This window comes from Bacillota bacterium, from assembly GCA_040755295.1.
GTDB lineage: Bacteria > Bacillota > Desulfotomaculia > Desulfotomaculales > Ammonificaceae > SURF-55.
The window spans coordinates 1-16,959 of the sequence record JBFMBK010000005.1 but is presented as its reverse complement, the minus strand read 5'-3'; the positions used below and the strand labels follow the sequence as shown (position 1 = coordinate 16,959).

Annotated in this window: 17 protein-coding genes and 2 tRNA genes; 8 read left to right on the top strand and 11 right to left on the bottom strand. The window is 56.0% G+C overall.

All coding sequences use genetic code 11. From position 1 onward, the window contains the following. The first annotated feature begins 3 nt into the window (after positions 1 to 3). From ylqF to AB1500_05295, 3 genes are all read left to right on the top strand, one after another. A complete protein-coding gene (gene ylqF, locus AB1500_05305) occupies positions 4 to 831 on the top strand; it encodes a ribosome biogenesis GTPase YlqF (GenBank protein ID MEW6182581.1) in 828 nt (275 codons plus the stop codon). 116 nt (positions 832 to 947) lie between these two features. Further along, positions 948 to 1,640 (top strand): ribonuclease HII, encoded by a 693-nt coding sequence (locus AB1500_05300; protein ID MEW6182580.1) that lies wholly within the window; start codon positions 948 to 950, stop codon positions 1,638 to 1,640. Between the two features lie 8 nt (positions 1,641 to 1,648). Continuing rightward, positions 1,649 to 2,014, top strand: a complete 366-nt coding sequence (locus tag AB1500_05295; GenBank protein MEW6182579.1) for a YraN family protein — start codon at positions 1,649 to 1,651, stop codon at positions 2,012 to 2,014. 235 nt (positions 2,015 to 2,249) lie between these two features. Here AB1500_05295 and liaF read toward each other — a convergent pair whose 3' ends face one another. Beyond that, positions 2,250 to 2,978, bottom strand: coding sequence for a cell wall-active antibiotics response protein LiaF (gene liaF, locus AB1500_05290; protein MEW6182578.1), 729 nt, complete (start codon positions 2,976 to 2,978; stop codon positions 2,250 to 2,252). 1,003 nt (positions 2,979 to 3,981) lie between these two features. Here liaF and AB1500_05285 point away from each other — a divergent pair. Next, positions 3,982 to 5,505, top strand: a complete 1,524-nt coding sequence (locus AB1500_05285; GenBank protein MEW6182577.1) for a YifB family Mg chelatase-like AAA ATPase — start codon at positions 3,982 to 3,984, stop codon at positions 5,503 to 5,505. Between the two features lie 141 nt (positions 5,506 to 5,646). Here AB1500_05285 and AB1500_05280 read toward each other — a convergent pair whose 3' ends face one another. Continuing rightward, positions 5,647 to 5,895 (bottom strand): DUF3243 family protein, encoded by a 249-nt coding sequence (locus tag AB1500_05280; protein MEW6182576.1) that lies wholly within the window; start codon positions 5,893 to 5,895, stop codon positions 5,647 to 5,649. A gap of 522 nt (positions 5,896 to 6,417) precedes the next feature. On the opposite strand from AB1500_05280, the gene AB1500_05275 reads away from it, so the two are divergent. After that, a complete protein-coding gene (locus AB1500_05275) occupies positions 6,418 to 6,924 on the top strand; it encodes a DUF3231 family protein (protein MEW6182575.1) in 507 nt (168 codons plus the stop codon). A 145-nt stretch (positions 6,925 to 7,069) separates the two neighbouring features. Further along, positions 7,070 to 7,648: a hypothetical protein gene (locus tag AB1500_05270; protein ID MEW6182574.1), complete on the top strand. Its 579-nt coding sequence runs from the start codon at positions 7,070 to 7,072 to the stop codon at positions 7,646 to 7,648. 488 nt (positions 7,649 to 8,136) lie between these two features. Here the strand turns inward: AB1500_05270 and AB1500_05265 are convergent, their stop codons facing one another. The 5 genes from AB1500_05265 to rbr all read right to left on the bottom strand — a co-directional run bounded on the left by AB1500_05265 (position 8,137) and on the right by rbr (position 12,195). Next, entirely contained in the window at positions 8,137 to 8,598 is a 462-nt protein-coding gene (locus AB1500_05265; GenBank protein MEW6182573.1) for a hypothetical protein, read from the bottom strand. Positions 8,599 to 8,918: 320 nt separating this feature from the next. Next, positions 8,919 to 9,012, bottom strand: a tRNA-Sec gene (locus AB1500_05260). Between the two features lie 394 nt (positions 9,013 to 9,406). Then, positions 9,407 to 10,702, bottom strand: coding sequence for a replication-associated recombination protein A (locus tag AB1500_05255; GenBank protein ID MEW6182572.1), 1,296 nt, complete (start codon positions 10,700 to 10,702; stop codon positions 9,407 to 9,409). Positions 10,703 to 10,940: 238 nt separating this feature from the next. After that, positions 10,941 to 11,279: a hypothetical protein gene (locus AB1500_05250; GenBank protein MEW6182571.1), complete on the bottom strand. Its 339-nt coding sequence runs from the start codon at positions 11,277 to 11,279 to the stop codon at positions 10,941 to 10,943. Positions 11,280 to 11,652: 373 nt separating this feature from the next. Beyond that, positions 11,653 to 12,195, bottom strand: a complete 543-nt coding sequence (gene rbr / locus AB1500_05245) for a rubrerythrin (GenBank protein ID MEW6182570.1) — start codon at positions 12,193 to 12,195, stop codon at positions 11,653 to 11,655. A 162-nt stretch (positions 12,196 to 12,357) separates the two neighbouring features. Here rbr and AB1500_05240 point away from each other — a divergent pair, with 162 nt between their 5' ends. After that, positions 12,358 to 13,293 carry an L-lactate dehydrogenase gene (locus tag AB1500_05240; GenBank protein MEW6182569.1) on the top strand — a complete coding sequence of 312 codons (936 nt, stop codon included), beginning with the start codon at positions 12,358 to 12,360 and terminating at the stop codon, positions 13,291 to 13,293. A gap of 40 nt (positions 13,294 to 13,333) precedes the next feature. On the opposite strand, the gene AB1500_05235 is transcribed toward AB1500_05240, so the two are convergent. Then, positions 13,334 to 13,723: a hypothetical protein gene (locus tag AB1500_05235; GenBank protein MEW6182568.1), complete on the bottom strand. Its 390-nt coding sequence runs from the start codon at positions 13,721 to 13,723 to the stop codon at positions 13,334 to 13,336. Between the two features lie 13 nt (positions 13,724 to 13,736). Beyond that, positions 13,737 to 14,762 (bottom strand): tRNA preQ1(34) S-adenosylmethionine ribosyltransferase-isomerase QueA, encoded by a 1,026-nt coding sequence (gene queA, locus AB1500_05230; protein MEW6182567.1) that lies wholly within the window; start codon positions 14,760 to 14,762, stop codon positions 13,737 to 13,739. A 490-nt stretch (positions 14,763 to 15,252) separates the two neighbouring features. Between queA and AB1500_05225 the strand changes: the two genes are divergently transcribed. Then, positions 15,253 to 15,346 (top strand) — tRNA-OTHER (locus AB1500_05225). A gap of 38 nt (positions 15,347 to 15,384) precedes the next feature. Here AB1500_05225 and AB1500_05220 read toward each other — a convergent pair. Both AB1500_05220 and AB1500_05215 read right to left on the bottom strand, forming a co-directional pair. Continuing rightward, entirely contained in the window at positions 15,385 to 16,122 is a 738-nt protein-coding gene (locus AB1500_05220; GenBank protein MEW6182566.1) for an ABC transporter permease, read from the bottom strand. Next, positions 16,119 to 16,958: an ATP-binding cassette domain-containing protein gene (locus AB1500_05215; GenBank protein ID MEW6182565.1), complete on the bottom strand. Its 840-nt coding sequence runs from the start codon at positions 16,956 to 16,958 to the stop codon at positions 16,119 to 16,121. Before AB1500_05215 ends, AB1500_05220 begins: the two co-directional genes overlap by 4 nt. Between the last annotated feature and the right edge of the window lies 1 nt (position 16,959).

Genomic DNA, 16,959 nt, shown 5'->3' with positions numbered 1-16,959 from the left:
TCCATGAAACTGCACTGGTATCCGGGTCATATGGCGAAAACCCGGAAACTCATTCGCGAACACCTCAAACTCGTGCATGTTGTTTTTGAACTGCTGGATGCCCGGATACCTGTATCCAGCCGGAATCCCGATATCAACACGGTTATCGGAAGGGTTCCGCGCGTGGTAATCCTCAATAAGGTCGACCTGGCCGATCCTACCCAGACCCGGGCCTGGGATAAAGCCCTTGCAAACGAAAACAACCGCGTGGTACAGCTCGACTGCTTTTCCGGCCGCGGGCTCGGTAAAATCCCGCAGATAGCCCGGCAGGTGACCACCCCCGGACGCACGGGCGTCATAAGAGGAATGGTTATAGGGATACCGAATGTCGGCAAGTCAACCTTCATCAACCGGTTCGCCGAGCATAAGTCGGCGCGCACAGGCGCCCGGCCCGGCGTGACACGTGGAAAACAGTGGATCAAGGTAACGCCCGGTATTGAGCTCCTCGACACCCCGGGAGTGCTCTGGCCCCGTTTTGAGGATGAAGAGGTGGCGCTGAAGTTGGCCGTCACCGGGGCGATCAAGGAGGAGGTCATCGACCGCGAGGGCGTTGCTTTATGGCTGCTGGACTGGCTGCGTTCGAACTACCCGGGGGTGCTGAAACGCCGCTACCAGATGCCCGCCCTGCCCGCCGACACCGGCATGCTTCTCGAGGCGATCGGACTTAAACGCGGGCTGGTTGCCGCCGGAGGACGGGTGGACCATCTTAAGGCCGCCGTTGCACTTCTTAAAGAATTCAGGGACGGCCGGCTGGGAAGGTTTACCCTCGACCGTTGCGTCGAACAAGAGTAGTTCAAGGTTCAAGTCTAAGCTAATGCTGTATGACGTTGGGGTTCGTTTAAAGTTTTACTAAATACTCAGAAACTACCACCTCGTAATACACAACTTGCTCCCGAGGAGATGTTCTGATGCACCCTCAGACACGAGGATATTTTTCGCAACACCTGTATTTTGAAGCCGTTTTTAAAGATCCCCGTGCCGAGGAAGAACGGTACGCCGCTCTTTTCAACTTCGAAAGGGAGCTGAAAAGTCTCGGCTTTCGCCTGGTCGCCGGGGTGGATGAGGTCGGAAGGGGCCCGCTTGCCGGACCCGTTGCGGCCGCGGCGGTGATATTACCCGAAGACGTGCAGCTTACCGGTCTGAATGATTCAAAGGCCGTTTCCGCATCGCGCCGCAGCTTTCTGGCGGGAAGGATCCGCGAATTGGCCGTTGCCTGGGCGGTGGACATGGCTTCCGTGGAAGAGATCGACGCCCTCAACATACGCCAGGCTTCTTTTCTGGCGATGCGCCGGGCACTGGACGGCCTGGCGGTCAAGCCGGACCATGTGGTCGTTGACGGCTGTGCGATCCCCGGTTTTATCCTTCCGCAAACAGGGATGGTTCGCGGCGACTCACGGGTGGCGGCGGTCGCTGCCGCGTCGATTATCGCTAAAGTCACCCGCGACGGATTGATGGAAGAACTCGACGAGATATACCCCGCCTACGGGTTTCGCCGCAATAAAGGCTACCCGACCCCCGAACACATCGAAGCGCTGCGGCTGTTCGGACCGACCCCCTTCCACCGTAAAAGCTTCGCTCCGGTAAAGGTGCTGTTGGGATAATAATGCTGATGAATAAAAGTCGAAAGCAGCTTGGAGAGTTCGCGGAAAAACTTGCGGCAGACCTCCTTCGTCGAAAGGGTTACAGGATAGTAGTACAGAATTATCGATGCCGCTACGGAGAAATCGACATCATCGCGCTCGACGGGCAAACCCTGGTATTTATAGAGGTCCGAGCTAAAGGGTCGACCGGTTTCGGCAAGCCGCAGGAAAGCATCGGCTATCAGAAACGGAAAAAGCTCCGCGAGGTTGCCCGCTATTACCTGACTTCAGAGGTACAAAAAGGCAGCTCCTGCCGTTTTGACGCGGTGGCCGTCCAGTTCGAAACAGGCAGCCTGAAAGTCAGGGAACTCGAACATATTGTAGACGCCTTTTAACAAGCTACAGTGTAACGGCAGGGGTTACAGGTCCGAATTCAGAAGTCAGTAGCCAGAATCCAGAATGGAGAGGGGTTAGCGGAAATTTTAACATGCCTTAAATCCCTAAAATAAGAAGCCTGTTACTTGATACCATGCAATGAGCTATCTGCAAGGGTGCCCCAACGGTTTTTCTTTATTCTGACTACTGAATACTGGATTCTGAATTCTGACCCTGAACAGATACGTTTTAGTTTCACGCGTCTTTAATCTCGATACCGCCCATTACCGCCCGGCAGTATATTTTAACCCTGGCCTGCGAGTCCGCACTACCGGGACGGGTCAACCTGCGGCTGGCGATAATGCCCCCACCTTCTTCCCGGAAGAATTTCAACCCGCCAAGGATGGCGGTTCCCTCGCATTCGACGTTCAATTCCCGGGGAACCCATACCTCGACCCCTCCCATGATCGCCGTTATACCTATTACGGTTTCCCGCGGCGGTATTTCCGCGACGCTCAGGTCGATTTTTGCCCCGCCCATCAGCGCGAGGTAATTCCCATCCTCGAGCTTCCAATCCTGATTTTTCAGCTCAAGCCCGCTCATCACCGCCAAGTGTGTACCGCCGGCGACCCCTCCCCTGAGGATGCTCCACCCCAGCAGGATTATCAGGACGGGCCAGAACACCTTCCAGACAAGTCCCAGGTTCAATTCATAGTGACCGAGGTTGCTGCCGAGAATGACCACCCCTAAAACAAGCAAAACCAGTCCGTTCAGCAGTCTGCCCGCACCGGGCCTCCCGCCGCCGCTGTCCGGCCCCGGAATAAGCACGTCCACACCCCACGCGATTAACAGCACCGGCCAGTAAACACGGAAAAGATCGCCCACATTCATTGTCAAAAGCCCCAGGTTCTTAAGCAGCCAGACGGTACCCAGCGCAATAATGAGCACGCCCGCAAGCATCGGCCTTCTACGGAACAAACCCATCCTTCTTCCCTCCCTCTTTTGACGAACTATCTTAAGGAATAAATCTCACCGCCAATCCAGCACTCAGTCACTGAGTGCTGGACAAGAACACCATGATTCAAGACAATGTTACTGCCAACATTATGTCTTTACAGGCATTATACCCGTTTCTACTCTGTGTTACCAGGCAACCCGGACCGATATACCTATCCGTCCATTTCCTTTCAAGTAACGATTGGAGGGTGTCCCATTTTCCGACTTCCAACCTCCAACCTCTAATACTGTACGTTCCGTACTACTCCAGAACGGCTTTCGCACTCTGATTGCATCTCGCCGCGTTCCTTCAAAGAAACATTAAGCGGCTGGATAGTTACCCTTTCAATATCTTTTTACAGGACTGCGGGAATTCTGTTTCGAGCCTTCGGGCCGGCGAAGTCCCGGTTGCTTCCGTTTCCACCGGTTAACACTTCCTGTTCATATAAAATAATCTGGAATTATGGGCTCAACACGCAATTGGAAGAGGTGAATCTTCAATGATAGCAACGTGGCAGGTATTATTCCTGATCGCGCTCGTCTTCTTCGCGATTATCTTTTATTTCCCGTGGTTCTGGTCTGCCATGGGCATCATTACGTGCGGTTGACGAAATTCCCCCCGACCGCCGCGCGGCGACCCCTCAGCCTTATTCAACAATAAAGAGGGCGCCCGGTGGGCGCCCTAAGATCAATCCCGCAGTAATGATATTATGCCCATTTGCCGTACGGTTTCCCCCCCCGGAAATAAGTAAGGAGGGCATCGCCTCTGCTCGTCGATACCCTCCTTATAACCGGTAAGGGCAGCTTTCCGGCCCTTGCCCGGACCCACGGCACGAAACAATAATACAATATCCGACATGCTTTGTCAATGAGTGACATATGTCATTATTTAGCCGCTTCTCCTTATAAATCCATTTACTTTAACGTAAAAGCAGGAACAGGTAATTTGCACGACGAATTTAAGTCTAAATACTTCCCGGAGGAACAATATTTGCTGGCGATCGTTAAGAGCGTGGCGCTTGACGGCCTGCAGGGTTACATCGTGCAGGTCGAGGTCGATATCTCGGGGGGTCTGCCCGCCTTCGACGTTGTCGGGCTTCCTGATACCGCCGTTCGTGAAGCCCGGGACAGGGTTCGGGCGGCGCTTAAAAACGCCGGCTTCGAGTTTCCGGTACGCCGGATTACCGTGAACCTCGCCCCGGCGGACATCCGCAAAGAGGGGCCGGGGTACGACCTGGCACTGGCCACCGGCATCCTGGCGGCAACCGAACAAGTACCCCCGGAATGTGCGGCGGGCTTCGTCTACTTCGGCGAGTTGTCTCTCGACGGCACCGTACGGGGCGTCTGCGGGGTATTGCCGAGCGTGGCGGCGGCGGTGCGCAGGGGGGAAAACAAAATTGTGGTCGCGGCGGCCAACGCGGAAGAAGCCGCCCTTGTCGAAGGCGCCGTCGTTTACCCTGTAAACAGGCTGCAGGAGTTGGTCCTTTTCCTCCGGGGTGAAGAAGAGATTTCCCCTTGCACGGTGGACCTGGCGGCAATACTTGGACAGCACCGGGAAGAACTCGATTTTGCGGAGGTACGGGGTCAGCTTTACACCAAAAGGGCGCTTGAGGTGGCGGCAGCCGGCGGACACAACGTCCTTTTGGCCGGAAGCCCCGGAACCGGCAAGACGATGCTGGCGCGCCGCCTGCCGGGTATCCTTCCGGAAATGACCTTCGACGAGGCGCTGGAAGTAACGGAGATCCACAGCCTTGCCGGGCTTCTGCCCCCCGGCGAGCCGCTTTTGACCCGGCGTCCCTTTCGTTCCCCGCACCATACCGCCTCGTCCATCGCCCTTGTGGGCGGCGGACGTGTTCCCCGTCCGGGCGAGGTCAGCCTGGCTCACCACGGCATACTCTTTCTCGACGAGTTCCCCGAGTTTTCCAAGGATGCTATCGAAGCCTTGCGACAGCCGCTCGAAGACGGCGTGGTGACCGTATCGCGGGCGGCGGGCTCGATCTGTTTCCCGGCCCGGATAATGCTGGTTGCGGCCTGCAACCCCTGCCCGTGCGGTTTTTACGGCGACCAGGAAAAGGAGTGCAACTGTTCCCCCCAGCAGATCCAGCGCTACCGCAGCCGCCTCTCCGGCCCCCTGCTCGACCGGATCGAGCTTTATGTTTCCGTCCCGCGGGTGAGGTTCCGGGAATTGGCGGGCGAGCCGGCGGGAGAAACTTCCGCAACCGTCAGACAGCGCGTGGAAACCGCCCGCGCCGCGCAGCGCGCGCGTTTCAAAACGAAAAAGGTCGGCTGCAACGCGGCAATGAGCGCCGGACAGGTGAGGCGCCACTGCGCTACGACCGCGGAGGCCGGCCGGATGCTTCAGGCGGCTTTCCGCCGGCTCGCCCTGAGTGCGAGGGCTCACGACCGGGTATTGAAGGTCGCGCGTACCATTGCCGACCTCGAAGGGGCGGACGTTATCGATACCGCGCACATCGCCGAAGCTATTCAGTACCGGGAACGCGACGGCGAACGGTAGCAAAGATAGTCGCGAGTCACAGGTCACGAGTCGCTGGTAAGAATTCAGTAGACAGTAGTCAGTAGTCGCGAATCGGCAAATCAAGTTCCAGTCGAAAGTTCCCGGTCCCTTTTCCGGACTTGTGACTAAGGACATTGAACCTTAGTGGAGCACCTTGTCCGACAGGCGCACGATCAGCCCGGCGAGGATGCGCTTTTCGTCCGGGGTTGCGACGCGCCACATCTCCCGCATCAGAGCCTCCTCCGGCGAATCGGGTTTGACGAACTTCGCCATCACATCCCCCAGGTGCAGGATACCGTCTATGAGCTGCTCGTTGGTAAGCCCGGCGGCCTTGCCTTCTCTGATTTTCGAGGCGAGTTCCTTGGGAAAGTTGTCTGCCATTATATCCATCAACATCCACCTCCCTTCCTGCTCTGAAAATAATCGTTCTTTTGATGGGCGCAACGATAAGCTGCGTATAGCTTTCTGCCTGGCAGCGCCAGGTCCTCACGTACGCACCCAGTACGCTCCGGCCGTCCCTGCCAGGCTTTCGCGCTCTACTTGCTTCTCCTCGCGCTCCGTTTATGTCACTCTCCTGCTTCTTAGTAACCAGCTCACGGTCTTCGCATTTTCATTTTCTTGATGGAACTGTTCATGACCACATGATGAACTCCTCTGAAAACAACACTTCTTTCACAGGGCGCCCGTGCTGCATGACTGCTTCTAAGCAACCAGCTCACGGGTCGCTATTTCCATGCCAATTTTCATGCTAGTTGACACACTATTAGTTGACACCCTTCTTTTATGAAGGTTTTCCCGGCCGGGCGGCTTTTAAACAGACAGCCGGCCGTCTATCGCGGCGAAATAATTCTTGGGATAGAAAGACGGATTTCCTCAAACAATTAATTTGAGGTTTATGGCGGAGGTTGCGCTATGGTACAAATAGGCAATTACCATATCGGAAAGGCGGAAACAGCCAAGGAATCCGTACTGAGCGCCGGCAAAGCGCACGTATTATGGAACCAGCTGGTCGCCAGGTACGACTGCATCGAGAAAACCCAGATATACCACTATTTTATACATGACTTAGATTTTAAAGCCTTCTTGGGGAAAGGCTTGACCTGCATCCTGGAAAAGCAGGTCGACGAACTGGAAGCGGCGATGGACAGTTTCAAGCTGCCCCTTCCTCCGAGACCTCCCAAAAGCGTCAATGTAGACGGCAGCAGCCAGGTTATGAATGACAGGTACATATTCCGGGACATCTTTGCGAGTTGCGAAAACCTGCTGAGCACCCTTCTCCACACCGTTCGCACCTATATCACCAACGACCCTATGCGCAAGCTTTTTATAAGGCATCTCCAACAGGAAATAGAGGCGTATGACGACCTGTGCAAGTACGGCAGGGTAAAGGGGTGGTTTGAAGTCCCTCCCGCTTTTTGATCCGAGACCCGGCCGAGGCTCGCTCCGGCATAGAGCAATCGCACCCAGCAACCTCATTGCTCTACGCAAAATATGGCTCCGATAAACATCACGAAATTAATCATGACCATACCGTTGCAGCTAATAATAATATCGGGGTGGCTATATGAGAATTAAAGACAGGCTGATACTTGGTGCGGTTACAGGTTTGTTAGGAAACATACCCAAATTGGCATTGATTGCGATCGCAAAAAGGTTCAACTGGGCCATAATGGACGGACCGGGGAAGGCCGCCGGCATGCTGGTGCCGGCACACCGGATAGCCACGCCGCAAGGCAGGTTGGTCGGATATCTTGCCGACGCGACTATCGCCGCGTTGCTCGGCGTGACAACCGTCTATGTTCTTTCGGCAACAGGAAAGGACAGGGCGGTGCTCAAGGGAGCGTTAGGCGGTCAGGCGGGGTGGACCGGACTTTACGGGGTACTTACGACAATGGGCGCGACCAAGGTGCAGGCGATCGGGCCAAGGACCGTGCTGGCGGAATTCGTGGCGCATACGGTTTTCGGCGCGGTCGCTGGTTGGGCTGCAGTCAAGCTCGGCGACGAGGGTTTGTTCACCGGAAGAGTCCCCCTCAGCGCCGCTCCTTATCGGGTGCAGGAACAAAGCGGCGGGCGGCGCCTGCTGCTGAAAAAGCGGCCCGCCGGACTCGCGCACAGAAGATCCCGGCAGCAGTCGGCGAGTTGAACCGTTTTTTAGCTTTAAAGGCCTCCCTCTACTTAAAACACGATAAAAACAATTGCCTAATTGAAAATGGCCTACCCTGGCGTTTGCCCCCCGGATCGCCGTGCTCCGAGCCGACGCGACATCGGCTTGCCTCAGAGCGAACGACGGCGCGCGTATAGAGCCGATATTAACGTTTCGAAGAAGCTGGAATGTGCAGTTGGGCAGGTTCAAATACTTACAAACGCGAGGCTTTAATCGGGCACGATGTGCGCGCCTGTTCGCTTAGCCAAGTCTTCACCGTGTCGCGTAAGCGGCCCTCCGACAAGGCGCTCCTGTTGAACAAACGCCGGCGGCTAGGAAAAGAGTATGTTGAAGCAATGGTCTTTTAAAAAGGTCGAAGCCGATTTAAATCGTATTTGGGATAAGCCGTCTGCATTCTCAATAGGTATTCAAAATTTAAAAAACATTCAGAGTCTGCTCGTACAAAAAAACCCCTCTGAATTATTATCTTATATTATGGAAGAAAGAATATAAAAGAATGTCCCCAAAGCTCCGGCACCGAGTGCAAGAATAAACATCATTAAATAAATAACAGGTGTCGAGTCTTCTCTATTACTTCTGTTTCCTTCAATTCTTTCTTTATACTCTACTTTTCTTGCTCTATAGAATTTAAGGTCGCAGTAGTTGAACACAATTGCCATTGTTCCGAATAACCAAAAAGCTGCAGAAAAGAAACAGCAGCCTGTCACGGCTATAATCAGAAGGTTGTTCGGTAGTTGTGAAATTAATTGACAAAAACCTATAATAGCAGCTTGCACTACTAACCCATAATAAATAATTAGCCATTGCTGATTTTTAGTATGCCTTATGTCTTCGGTGTAAATTTGATACATCATCCGGTGATTTTGATTTTCTTCTTGTGGGTTGAGGCGAACGTTATTCAGAGCTTGGTTACCTTCACCGTTGCTCATCAGATCTATCCTCCGATTCCTTTTAATATTTTGCTCATTTGGCGTTATCTTCGGCATGTTATAATTCATGCCAAATGTTACGAAGCTCCTATTTGCTTCCTCATGCTACTCAAAATTTTCTGCATTCCTCAGTAATGTTAGCTTATTATAAAACGTGTCGGAATTAAAACGAAGTTAAATATTGGTAAGGGTGAAGAAAGGAAGGATACTTGAAAAACATACTCGTAGAAACACAGCACGGGGGCGGATTTCTCCACCCCCGTATTAGTGCAAAGGTTTATGTCGTGCGATTTTCAATTAGGTTACAGAGTCTGATTTTTTGGCGGGAGTGCGTGGGAATCGAACCCACCGCGGGCGTCTAACCCGCCGGCTGGTTTTGAAGACCAGGAGGCCCACCAGGACCCGTCCACCCCCTCAAATCTTGTGCAACTATTCAGGCACCATGTTGGGCGCGGCGATAGGCTGAACAGTCACATTTCGATTATACAGGCGGCCCTTTGCGGTGTCAAAGGGGATGTTCAGGAAACAGTTGCGAGTCGCGGGTTGCGAGTTGCGAGTTGCGAGTTACGGGTTGCAAGTCAGGCTTCAGACAGGAATAACTAAGCGATTTTTCTTTTAACTTAGGACTCGTGACTAACGACTTAATCCGTGTCTTTCCGTGTTCATCCGTGGTTCAGGTTTTATCCCCGCACCCGTTTCCCTTCCGCACTCCGCACTCCGCACTCCGCATTCCGCATTCCGCACTCCGCACTCCGCACTCCGCACTCCGCATTCCGCATTCCGCATTCTACCTTCTACCTTCTACATTCTATATTCCCCCTCTCCTCTTCTCCCGCAGGGCGCGGAGGCGTTCCAGGCGCTCTTTCAGGGTTGCTTCGGCGCCGTACCCGGTGGGCTTGTAATAGACGGCGCCGCGGAGTTCCTCCGGCAGGTACTCCTGAACGACGAAGCCGCCCGGGTAGTCGTGCGGGTATTTGTAGCCCCGGCCGTGGCCGAACGCCTTGGCGCCCCGGTAGCCGGCGTCCCGCAGGTGGGTGGGGACGTAACCGGTCTCTTTCTTCCTCACGTCCTCCAGCGCGCGCTCTATCGCCAGGTAGGCGGAGTTGCTCTTGGGGGCGAGGGCGAGGTAAACCGCGGCCTCGGCGAGAATGATCCGGGCTTCGGGAAGTCCGACGAACTGCACCGCGTCGGCGGCGGCCTGCGCCAGCCCAAGCGCCCGCGGGTCGGCAAGCCCGATGTCCTCGGCGGCGCTTATCACCATCCGCCTGGCGAGAAACTTGACGTCCTCCCCCGCTTCGACCGCGCGCGCCAGGTAGTGAAGGGCGGCGTCGGGGTCGCTGCCCCGGATGGATTTGATGAAGGCCGAGGCAACGTCGTAATGGGTGTCGCCCGATTTGTCGTATTTGAGCGCGCGCTGCTGGATGCACTCCTCCGCGACGGCCAGGTCGATCACGACGGTCCCGCCGGGTCCGGGCGGTGTCGTCAACACGGCCAGCTCGAGCGCCCCGAGCGCCACCCTGGCGTCCCCCGCGGCCGCAACGGCGATGTGGTTAAGCGCCTCTTCTTTTAGGTCCGCGTCGTATTCCCCGAGGCCCCTTTCCGGGTCGGCAAGCGCGCGCGTGAGGATGGTTTTGAGATCACCGGCGGACAGCGGCTTAAAGCGGAAGATCGTCGAGCGCGAGCGCAAGGCGCCCACTATTTCAAAATAGGGGTTTTCGGTGGTGGTGCCGATGAGGGTTATTACGCCCTCTTCGACAAAAGGCAGGAGCGCGTCCTGCTGGAGCTTGTTCAGGTGGTGGATCTCGTCCAGACACAAAACTGCCGGTTCCCGCGCCGCAACAGCACGGGCGGCCACTTCCCGTATTTCCTTTACGGTGGTGAGAGCGGCGTTCAGACGGACAAAAGGACGGTCTGCCGAGGAGGCGGCCATATTCGCCAGAGCGGTCTTCCCGGTACCGGGCGGCCCGTAAAAAATGGCCGAACTCAGGCGCCCGGCTTTGATCGCCCGGCGCAGGAGTCCTCCCTCTTTCAGCAGGTGCTGCTGGCCCACGAATTCATCGAGGGTGCGCGGCTTAAAACGCGCGGCAAGCGGCGGTCTTTCCACTTTCCCTCCGTCGGTTACCCGTATTCCGCTTAGCGCTGAAACGGCCTCTTAGGCGCTTTGACACCAAGATATACACAAAATGGCAAGCCCAGCACTCAACGATACGTCAAAACTGCTTTGCGACGTTGTACGCAATGTGCACTCAGAACGCCACGCTTAGGATTGGCAAGTTGAGTGCTGGGTGGTTCCGGCTTGTCCGGGTTAGGGCCGGTCCGGCTGAAATCGATCACAAGAAAGCCTACTCCTCCGCGGCTACCCGCTCGAACATGTTGAGATCGATGGTCACGCTAACCGGGTTCCCGGAAACGTTTTTGACCCGCGCCCGGAAATCAGGCTTTTTCAATAGGCACTGCCACATGGTGGTCCCTGTGTAGCAGGCGGTCTTGTCCATAACCGCCCACTCAGGATCGCCGGGTCCTTCAATGTAAAGGAGAAGGTTGCCGTCGCTTTCAATGCGAAATGCTATTATTAAAACGGTCGCTTTGAGTTCCTCGAAGGTCACCTGCTCCTGGGGGGCAAGCTGAAGATTGGAACAAAGATTAACGATCTTGGCCTGCATGTTGGGAACCTCGAACATGTTTTCCTCCCGAATTGTTAAATATTTTATAAAACGGTTTCGCTTTTCAAATTATAAGCCGTTTATACTTGCCCGGCAAGTACAAGGAGAGTGTTGCACAACAAGTTTATCGACAGAAAAAGTAGCCTACCGTTTTCGGTGGTCAATCATAGAAAGGGTCCCGGAGACCGTGAAAAAAGCATGGCGAAAACGGAGGTTGGATGCCGGAGGTCAGAAGTCGAAGAATTGAGGGAATTCGCTCGCGAATTCCCTCAAGAAATTTAACCTCTAACTTCTTGCCTCTCACCTCTGTAATAGCCAGGCGCAGTTTTGCAACGGCATCCAAGGCAGGAACCGGGAGGAATTATTGACCTGAAGGACAATTCATTCTGCCTCATTCTCCCTGGTAATTTTCGCAGAGAGGCTCAAAATAAGCCCTGGGATGGGCGCAGACCGGGCACTCGTCCGGAGCCTCGGGCCCCTCGTGGACGTATCCGCAGTTGCGGCATTTCCAGCTTGCGGTTTTAGCGTTTTTAAAAACCGTCCCGTTTTCGACGTTTTCCAGAAGGCCCTTATACCTGCGCTCGTGGTTTTTTTCGACTTCAGCCACCTTCCGGAAGAAAGCGGCGATCTCCTTAAAACCTTCTTCCTCGGCGATGCGGGCGAATTCCGGATACATTCCGGTCCATTCGTGATTCTCACCTTCCGCGGCGGCTTTAAGGTTCTGTTTTGTGGCGCCGATGCCGTTCAGAAACTTGAAGATGCGCTTGGCGTGCTCTTTCTCGTTGTCCGCGGTCTCCTGAAAAATCGCCGCTATCTGTTCGAACCCCTCTTTGCGGGCCGCGCCGGCAAAGTAAGTATATTTATTGCGGGCCTGCGACTCGCCGGCAAAGGCGGCCCAAAGATTAGCCTCCGTACGGCTTCCTTTAAGATCCATCGACCTTCCCCCTTTTTCCATGATGCATATTCTACCACAAAATCAGCGACAAGAGCAAAACTCACATAAAGAATAAAACGCCGTCATTCGAAAAACCTAAGAGATAAAATCAAGGCCTTCCTGCGTTTTTCAAGAAGGCATTCGAAGGGAAGGTTTTCCCTCTTGGCAAAAATCGCCGTAATCGGAACCGGTCTGGTCGGCGCCACCGCCGCATTCGCTTTAATAGAAGGAGATCTGGTTCACGAGATCGTGCTCCTCGATATCAACCGTTCCAGGGTGGAAGGAGAGGCGCTGGACCTGGGGGACAGCACGGCCTTCACCGGCCCCTCCCGCGTGTTTGTAGGCGACTACCAGGATTGCCACGATGCGGACATAATAGTTTTTACCGCCGGGGCGAACCAGCGTCCGGGTGAAAGCCGCCTGGTGCTGGCTGAAAAGAACTTCGAGGTTTTGCGTGACGTTCTGCAAAAACTAATGCCCTGCTGGCGCGGCGGTATACTCTTTATCGTATCGAATCCGGTGGACATCCTGACTTACGCCGCGTGCAGATTATCCGGAATGGACAGGTCGAAGGTGTTCGGAAGCGGCACAATTCTTGACAGCGCCCGGTTCCGCCACGCCTTGAGCACCCATGCCCGTGTTGACGCCCGAAATATTCACGCTTACGTCATAGGCGAACATGGCGATTCCGCCGTTCCCCTTTGGGGACGCGCCACCGTTGCGGGCATTCATTTCGACGAACTCTGCCGTCAGGTCAACGCGCCTTATCCCGACCGGGAAGCCGTTAACACTTACATCCGTCAGGCCGCCTACCGCATCATCGAGCGCAAAGGAGCGACCTACTACGCGGTGGGCCTGGCTATCCGCAAGGTTTGTGAGGCCATCTTGAAAGACCAGCACCGGGTGCTTACCGTTTCCGGGTGGCTCAGCGGTCATTATGGGTACCATAACACGGTTTTCAGCCTGCCGACGGTGGTAGGAAGAAGCGGCAGGTTGGCGGAGCTGGAACTTCCCCTCGACCGTACGGAAGAATCAGCCCTTAAGTATTCCGCGGCGATTATCAAGGCTGCGCAGGAACGTCTAAGGGAACTTCAGTGATGCTAACAATCCGAGAGGTATGAGAACCGGTTGCGGCCGTTCACGACTCGGCATCGACCTCGGCAACGTAGTGCTCTAAAAACGTCAGGAGTTCTTCGCTGATCTTGCTCTGGTTGTAAGCGCCGATACCGGCCGTAATAGCCAGGGGGAAAAACGCCAGCCAGCCGACGGCGCCTACGGCTGCCTTGTCCAACCATCTTCCGGATCCTGTCTCCACCTCGATCCCGTCCTCACGCTGCCTTAGCCATACCGTAAGGGCGTATGCCATCCCGGCCACACTGGCTAAGGTCCCGCCTTTTTTTGCCTGCATCACGACAGAACGTCCGTCTTCAAGCAATTGAGTCTCGTATTCCCGCCGGTGGAACCAGGCTTCTACAGCCCGACCGAGGTGGCCGATCTCGATTTTGGTACGGTAAATCCGGAAAGCCAAATGCCTTCACCTCTCAAATTATTACCATCGCGTCTCCGAAGCTGAAAAAGCGATACTTGAGTCTGACCGCCTCGCGGTACGCCCGCAATATCTTTTCTCTCCCCGCGAAAGCCGCGATCATGATTAACAGGCTTGAGCAGGGCAGGTGAAAGTTGGTGATTATCACATCTACCACCCTGAAACGGTAACCGGGATAAATAAAAAGATCGGTAGTCCCGGCGCCGGCCCGGACCTCGCCGGTGGCGCCGGACGCCGCCTCCAGGCACCGCACGGTGGTGGTGCCGACCGCGATCACCCGCCGTTTCTCACTTTTCGCCCGGTTCACGGCCGCCGCCGTGTCTCCGGGAATGTCATACTCCTCCCTGTGCATCCGGTGTTCGGTTATGTCTTCAACCCGCACCGGTCGAAAGGTATCGAGTCCGATGTGCAGCACCAGCGAGGCCGTTTCCACGCCTCCGTCCCTTACCCGCGCCAGCAGTTCCGGGGTAAAATGAAGCCCCGCCGTCGGCGCCGCCGCCGAACCCGGTTGTCTTGCATATACCGTCTGGTACCTTCCGGGCTCTGACAGCTCTTTTTTTATATAAGGAGGCAGCGGCACGTGTCCCACGTGACGTAAAACCTCTTCAAACAGTCCCCGGTAGGAAAACCGGACAACCCTTCCGCCGCTTTCCGTCCGTTCTAAAATCTCGCCCTTCAGCAAGCCCGCCCCGAACCAAAGCCGGGTTCCCGGCGGCGTCCGCCGCCCCGGCCGTATCAGAACCTCCCATGTGTCCCCGCCGAGCGCCCGGAGCAGGAGCAATTCCACCCGGCCGCCTGTGCCTTCCTTTATCCCGTAAAGCCTGACGGGGAGGACTTTGGTCTCGTTCAACACCAGAATGTCACCCGGAACCAGGTACTCCTGGATGTCCCTGAAAACGCGGTGTTCAAACCCTTCCCGGTCGCGTTGAACCACCAGCAAGCGGGATGTGTCTCTTGTTGGTGACGGCTCCTGGGCGATCAGTTCCGCCGGCAGTTCGTAATCAAAGTCGCTGCGTCTCAGCAAGTTCTCTTTCCCAGACCCCTTTCGACTCCCCCGATCGTTTCTATTTTATAATAAACAGGAAACCAGAGAAAGCTTTCCCTACACCCGGACCGTGTCAAGCTACTGTAGGGCCTTTGACGCCAAGATCTACGCAAAATGTCAAGCCCAGCACTCAACGATACGTCAAAACTGCTTTGCGACGTTGTACGCAATGTGCACTCAGAACGCCACGCTTAGGATTGGCAGGTTGAGTGCTGGGTAACCCCAGAGACACAGAGCACACGGAGGGGAAAAGACGGGAATATGGGTATTCATTTTTGTTACAGCATGTTTGGCAGTGAGCGGCGGAAGATCAAAAGCGCTACGGGGAAAGTATTGCATCCTGTTAATCAAGCATATTGATCGATTAAGCAACTGGTAGCCGAAACTTAACTGTGACAATTTTTCATAACTGTTATGACAGGAATTTATTATTAAGGATTCGAACTATAAATTAAAACACATATCAGGAGGGAACGGAGCCGGTGCTCCCCGCGGGCTGCAAACCCGTTGGCCGGTTTGTAAAAACCGGGGTCGGGTTCGACTCCCACTTCCCTCCTCCAAAATACCCGGGCGCCTGGGCCGACCGGTACGCCGCCCCTCAGCGCACCCGGCGCACCGTCCAAACGGCGGCGGCGAGACAGGCCGCAGCGTAGCCGGTGAGAACGATGAAGGAGACCGGCGGCAGCCCTTTGCCCGCCGCTAATGCGCGCAGGGCGTAGCTGGTGTGGGTCAGGGGCAGGCAGTAGATGAGATCCGCCACCGCCCGGGGCAGGTTTTCCGCCCGGAAAAAGGTGCCGCAGAGGAAGGCCATCGGCAGGATGATAAAGGTGCTGAAGTTGGCCATATCCTCGTGGGAGGGGACCGTCATCGCCGCTACTACGCCGAGGGCGGCGAAGAGCAAACAGGTGAGGAGGATAACGGCAAAAAAGCCAGACCCCGCCGCCGGCCGGGCGCCGAAAAGGAAGCCGAGGACCAGGATGATCAGCGCCGCCGCCAGCCCCCGGACCGTCCCCGCCAGCACCTTGCCCAAGACGAAGGAGAGACTGCTGACCGGGGCGAGGAGGTATTCTTCGAGGGTTTTATGGTAGAGGCGGCTCATATTGAGCGAGACCCCGACGGCGTTGAAGCTCACCGTCATCGCGCTGAGCGCAATGATGCCGGGGACGACGAAATCCAGGTAGGAGCCGCCGTTTACCGTGATGTTCCGCCCGAGCCCCCAGCCGAAGGCGACGAGGTAAAGAAAGGGGCTTATCAGCCGCGTGGCGGTAAACTTCCAGAAAGTCCGCCGGAAAGAGAGCATCTCCCGCCAGAAAACCGTGTAAAAATCTAACATCAGTCCCGCACCTTCCTTCCGGTCAACTTTACAAAAACATCCTCTAAGGTCGCCTCCCGGATCGTCACCGCTTCCCTCAGGGTTCCAGCGTAGCCGACCGCCTCCTCCCGGGTGCCGAAAAAGGCGTAGGTGGCGCCCGCCCCGTCGAAACCCTCGACCACGAAGCGGCCCACCTGCTCTTTCAGCATTGCCGGCGTGTCCAGCGCAATCAGCCGCCCCCGGTCCATGATCCCGACCCGGTGGCAGAGCGCCTCCGCCTCCTCGATATAGTGGGTGGTGAGGAGCACCGTGACGCGCTCCCGGTTCATCCGCCGCACCAGGTCCCACATCCGCCGCCGCGTCTGCGGGTCAAGGCCCACGGTCGGCTCATCAAGAAAAAGCACCTGCGGCATATGCATCAGCGCCCGCGCGATCATCAGCCGCCTTTTCATCCCGCCGGAGAACCGGCTCACCAGTTCGCCGGCACGGTCGGCAAGCTCCGCGAAGGCCAAAAGCTCCTCGATCCGGCGGCGCCGCTCGGCCGCCGGCATTTTATAGAGGCGCCCGTGCAGTTCTAAGTTCTCCCGGGCAGTGAGCTCCTGGTCCAAGTTCATGTGCTGCGGCACCACCCCGATCGCATGGCGCACCCGCGCCAGGTCCCGCCGCACCTCGTACCCGGCGATATAAGCCTCACCGGCGGTGGGCCGGGTCAGCATCGTCAGCATCCGCACGGTGGTCGTCTTCCCTGCCCCGTTGGGGCCGAGGAGACCGAAGATCTCACCATCTCCAATCTTAAGGTTGAGGTTGTCCACCGCGCGGAGGGTGCCGTAGTCCTTGGTTAACCCGTTGATTTCAATCAAA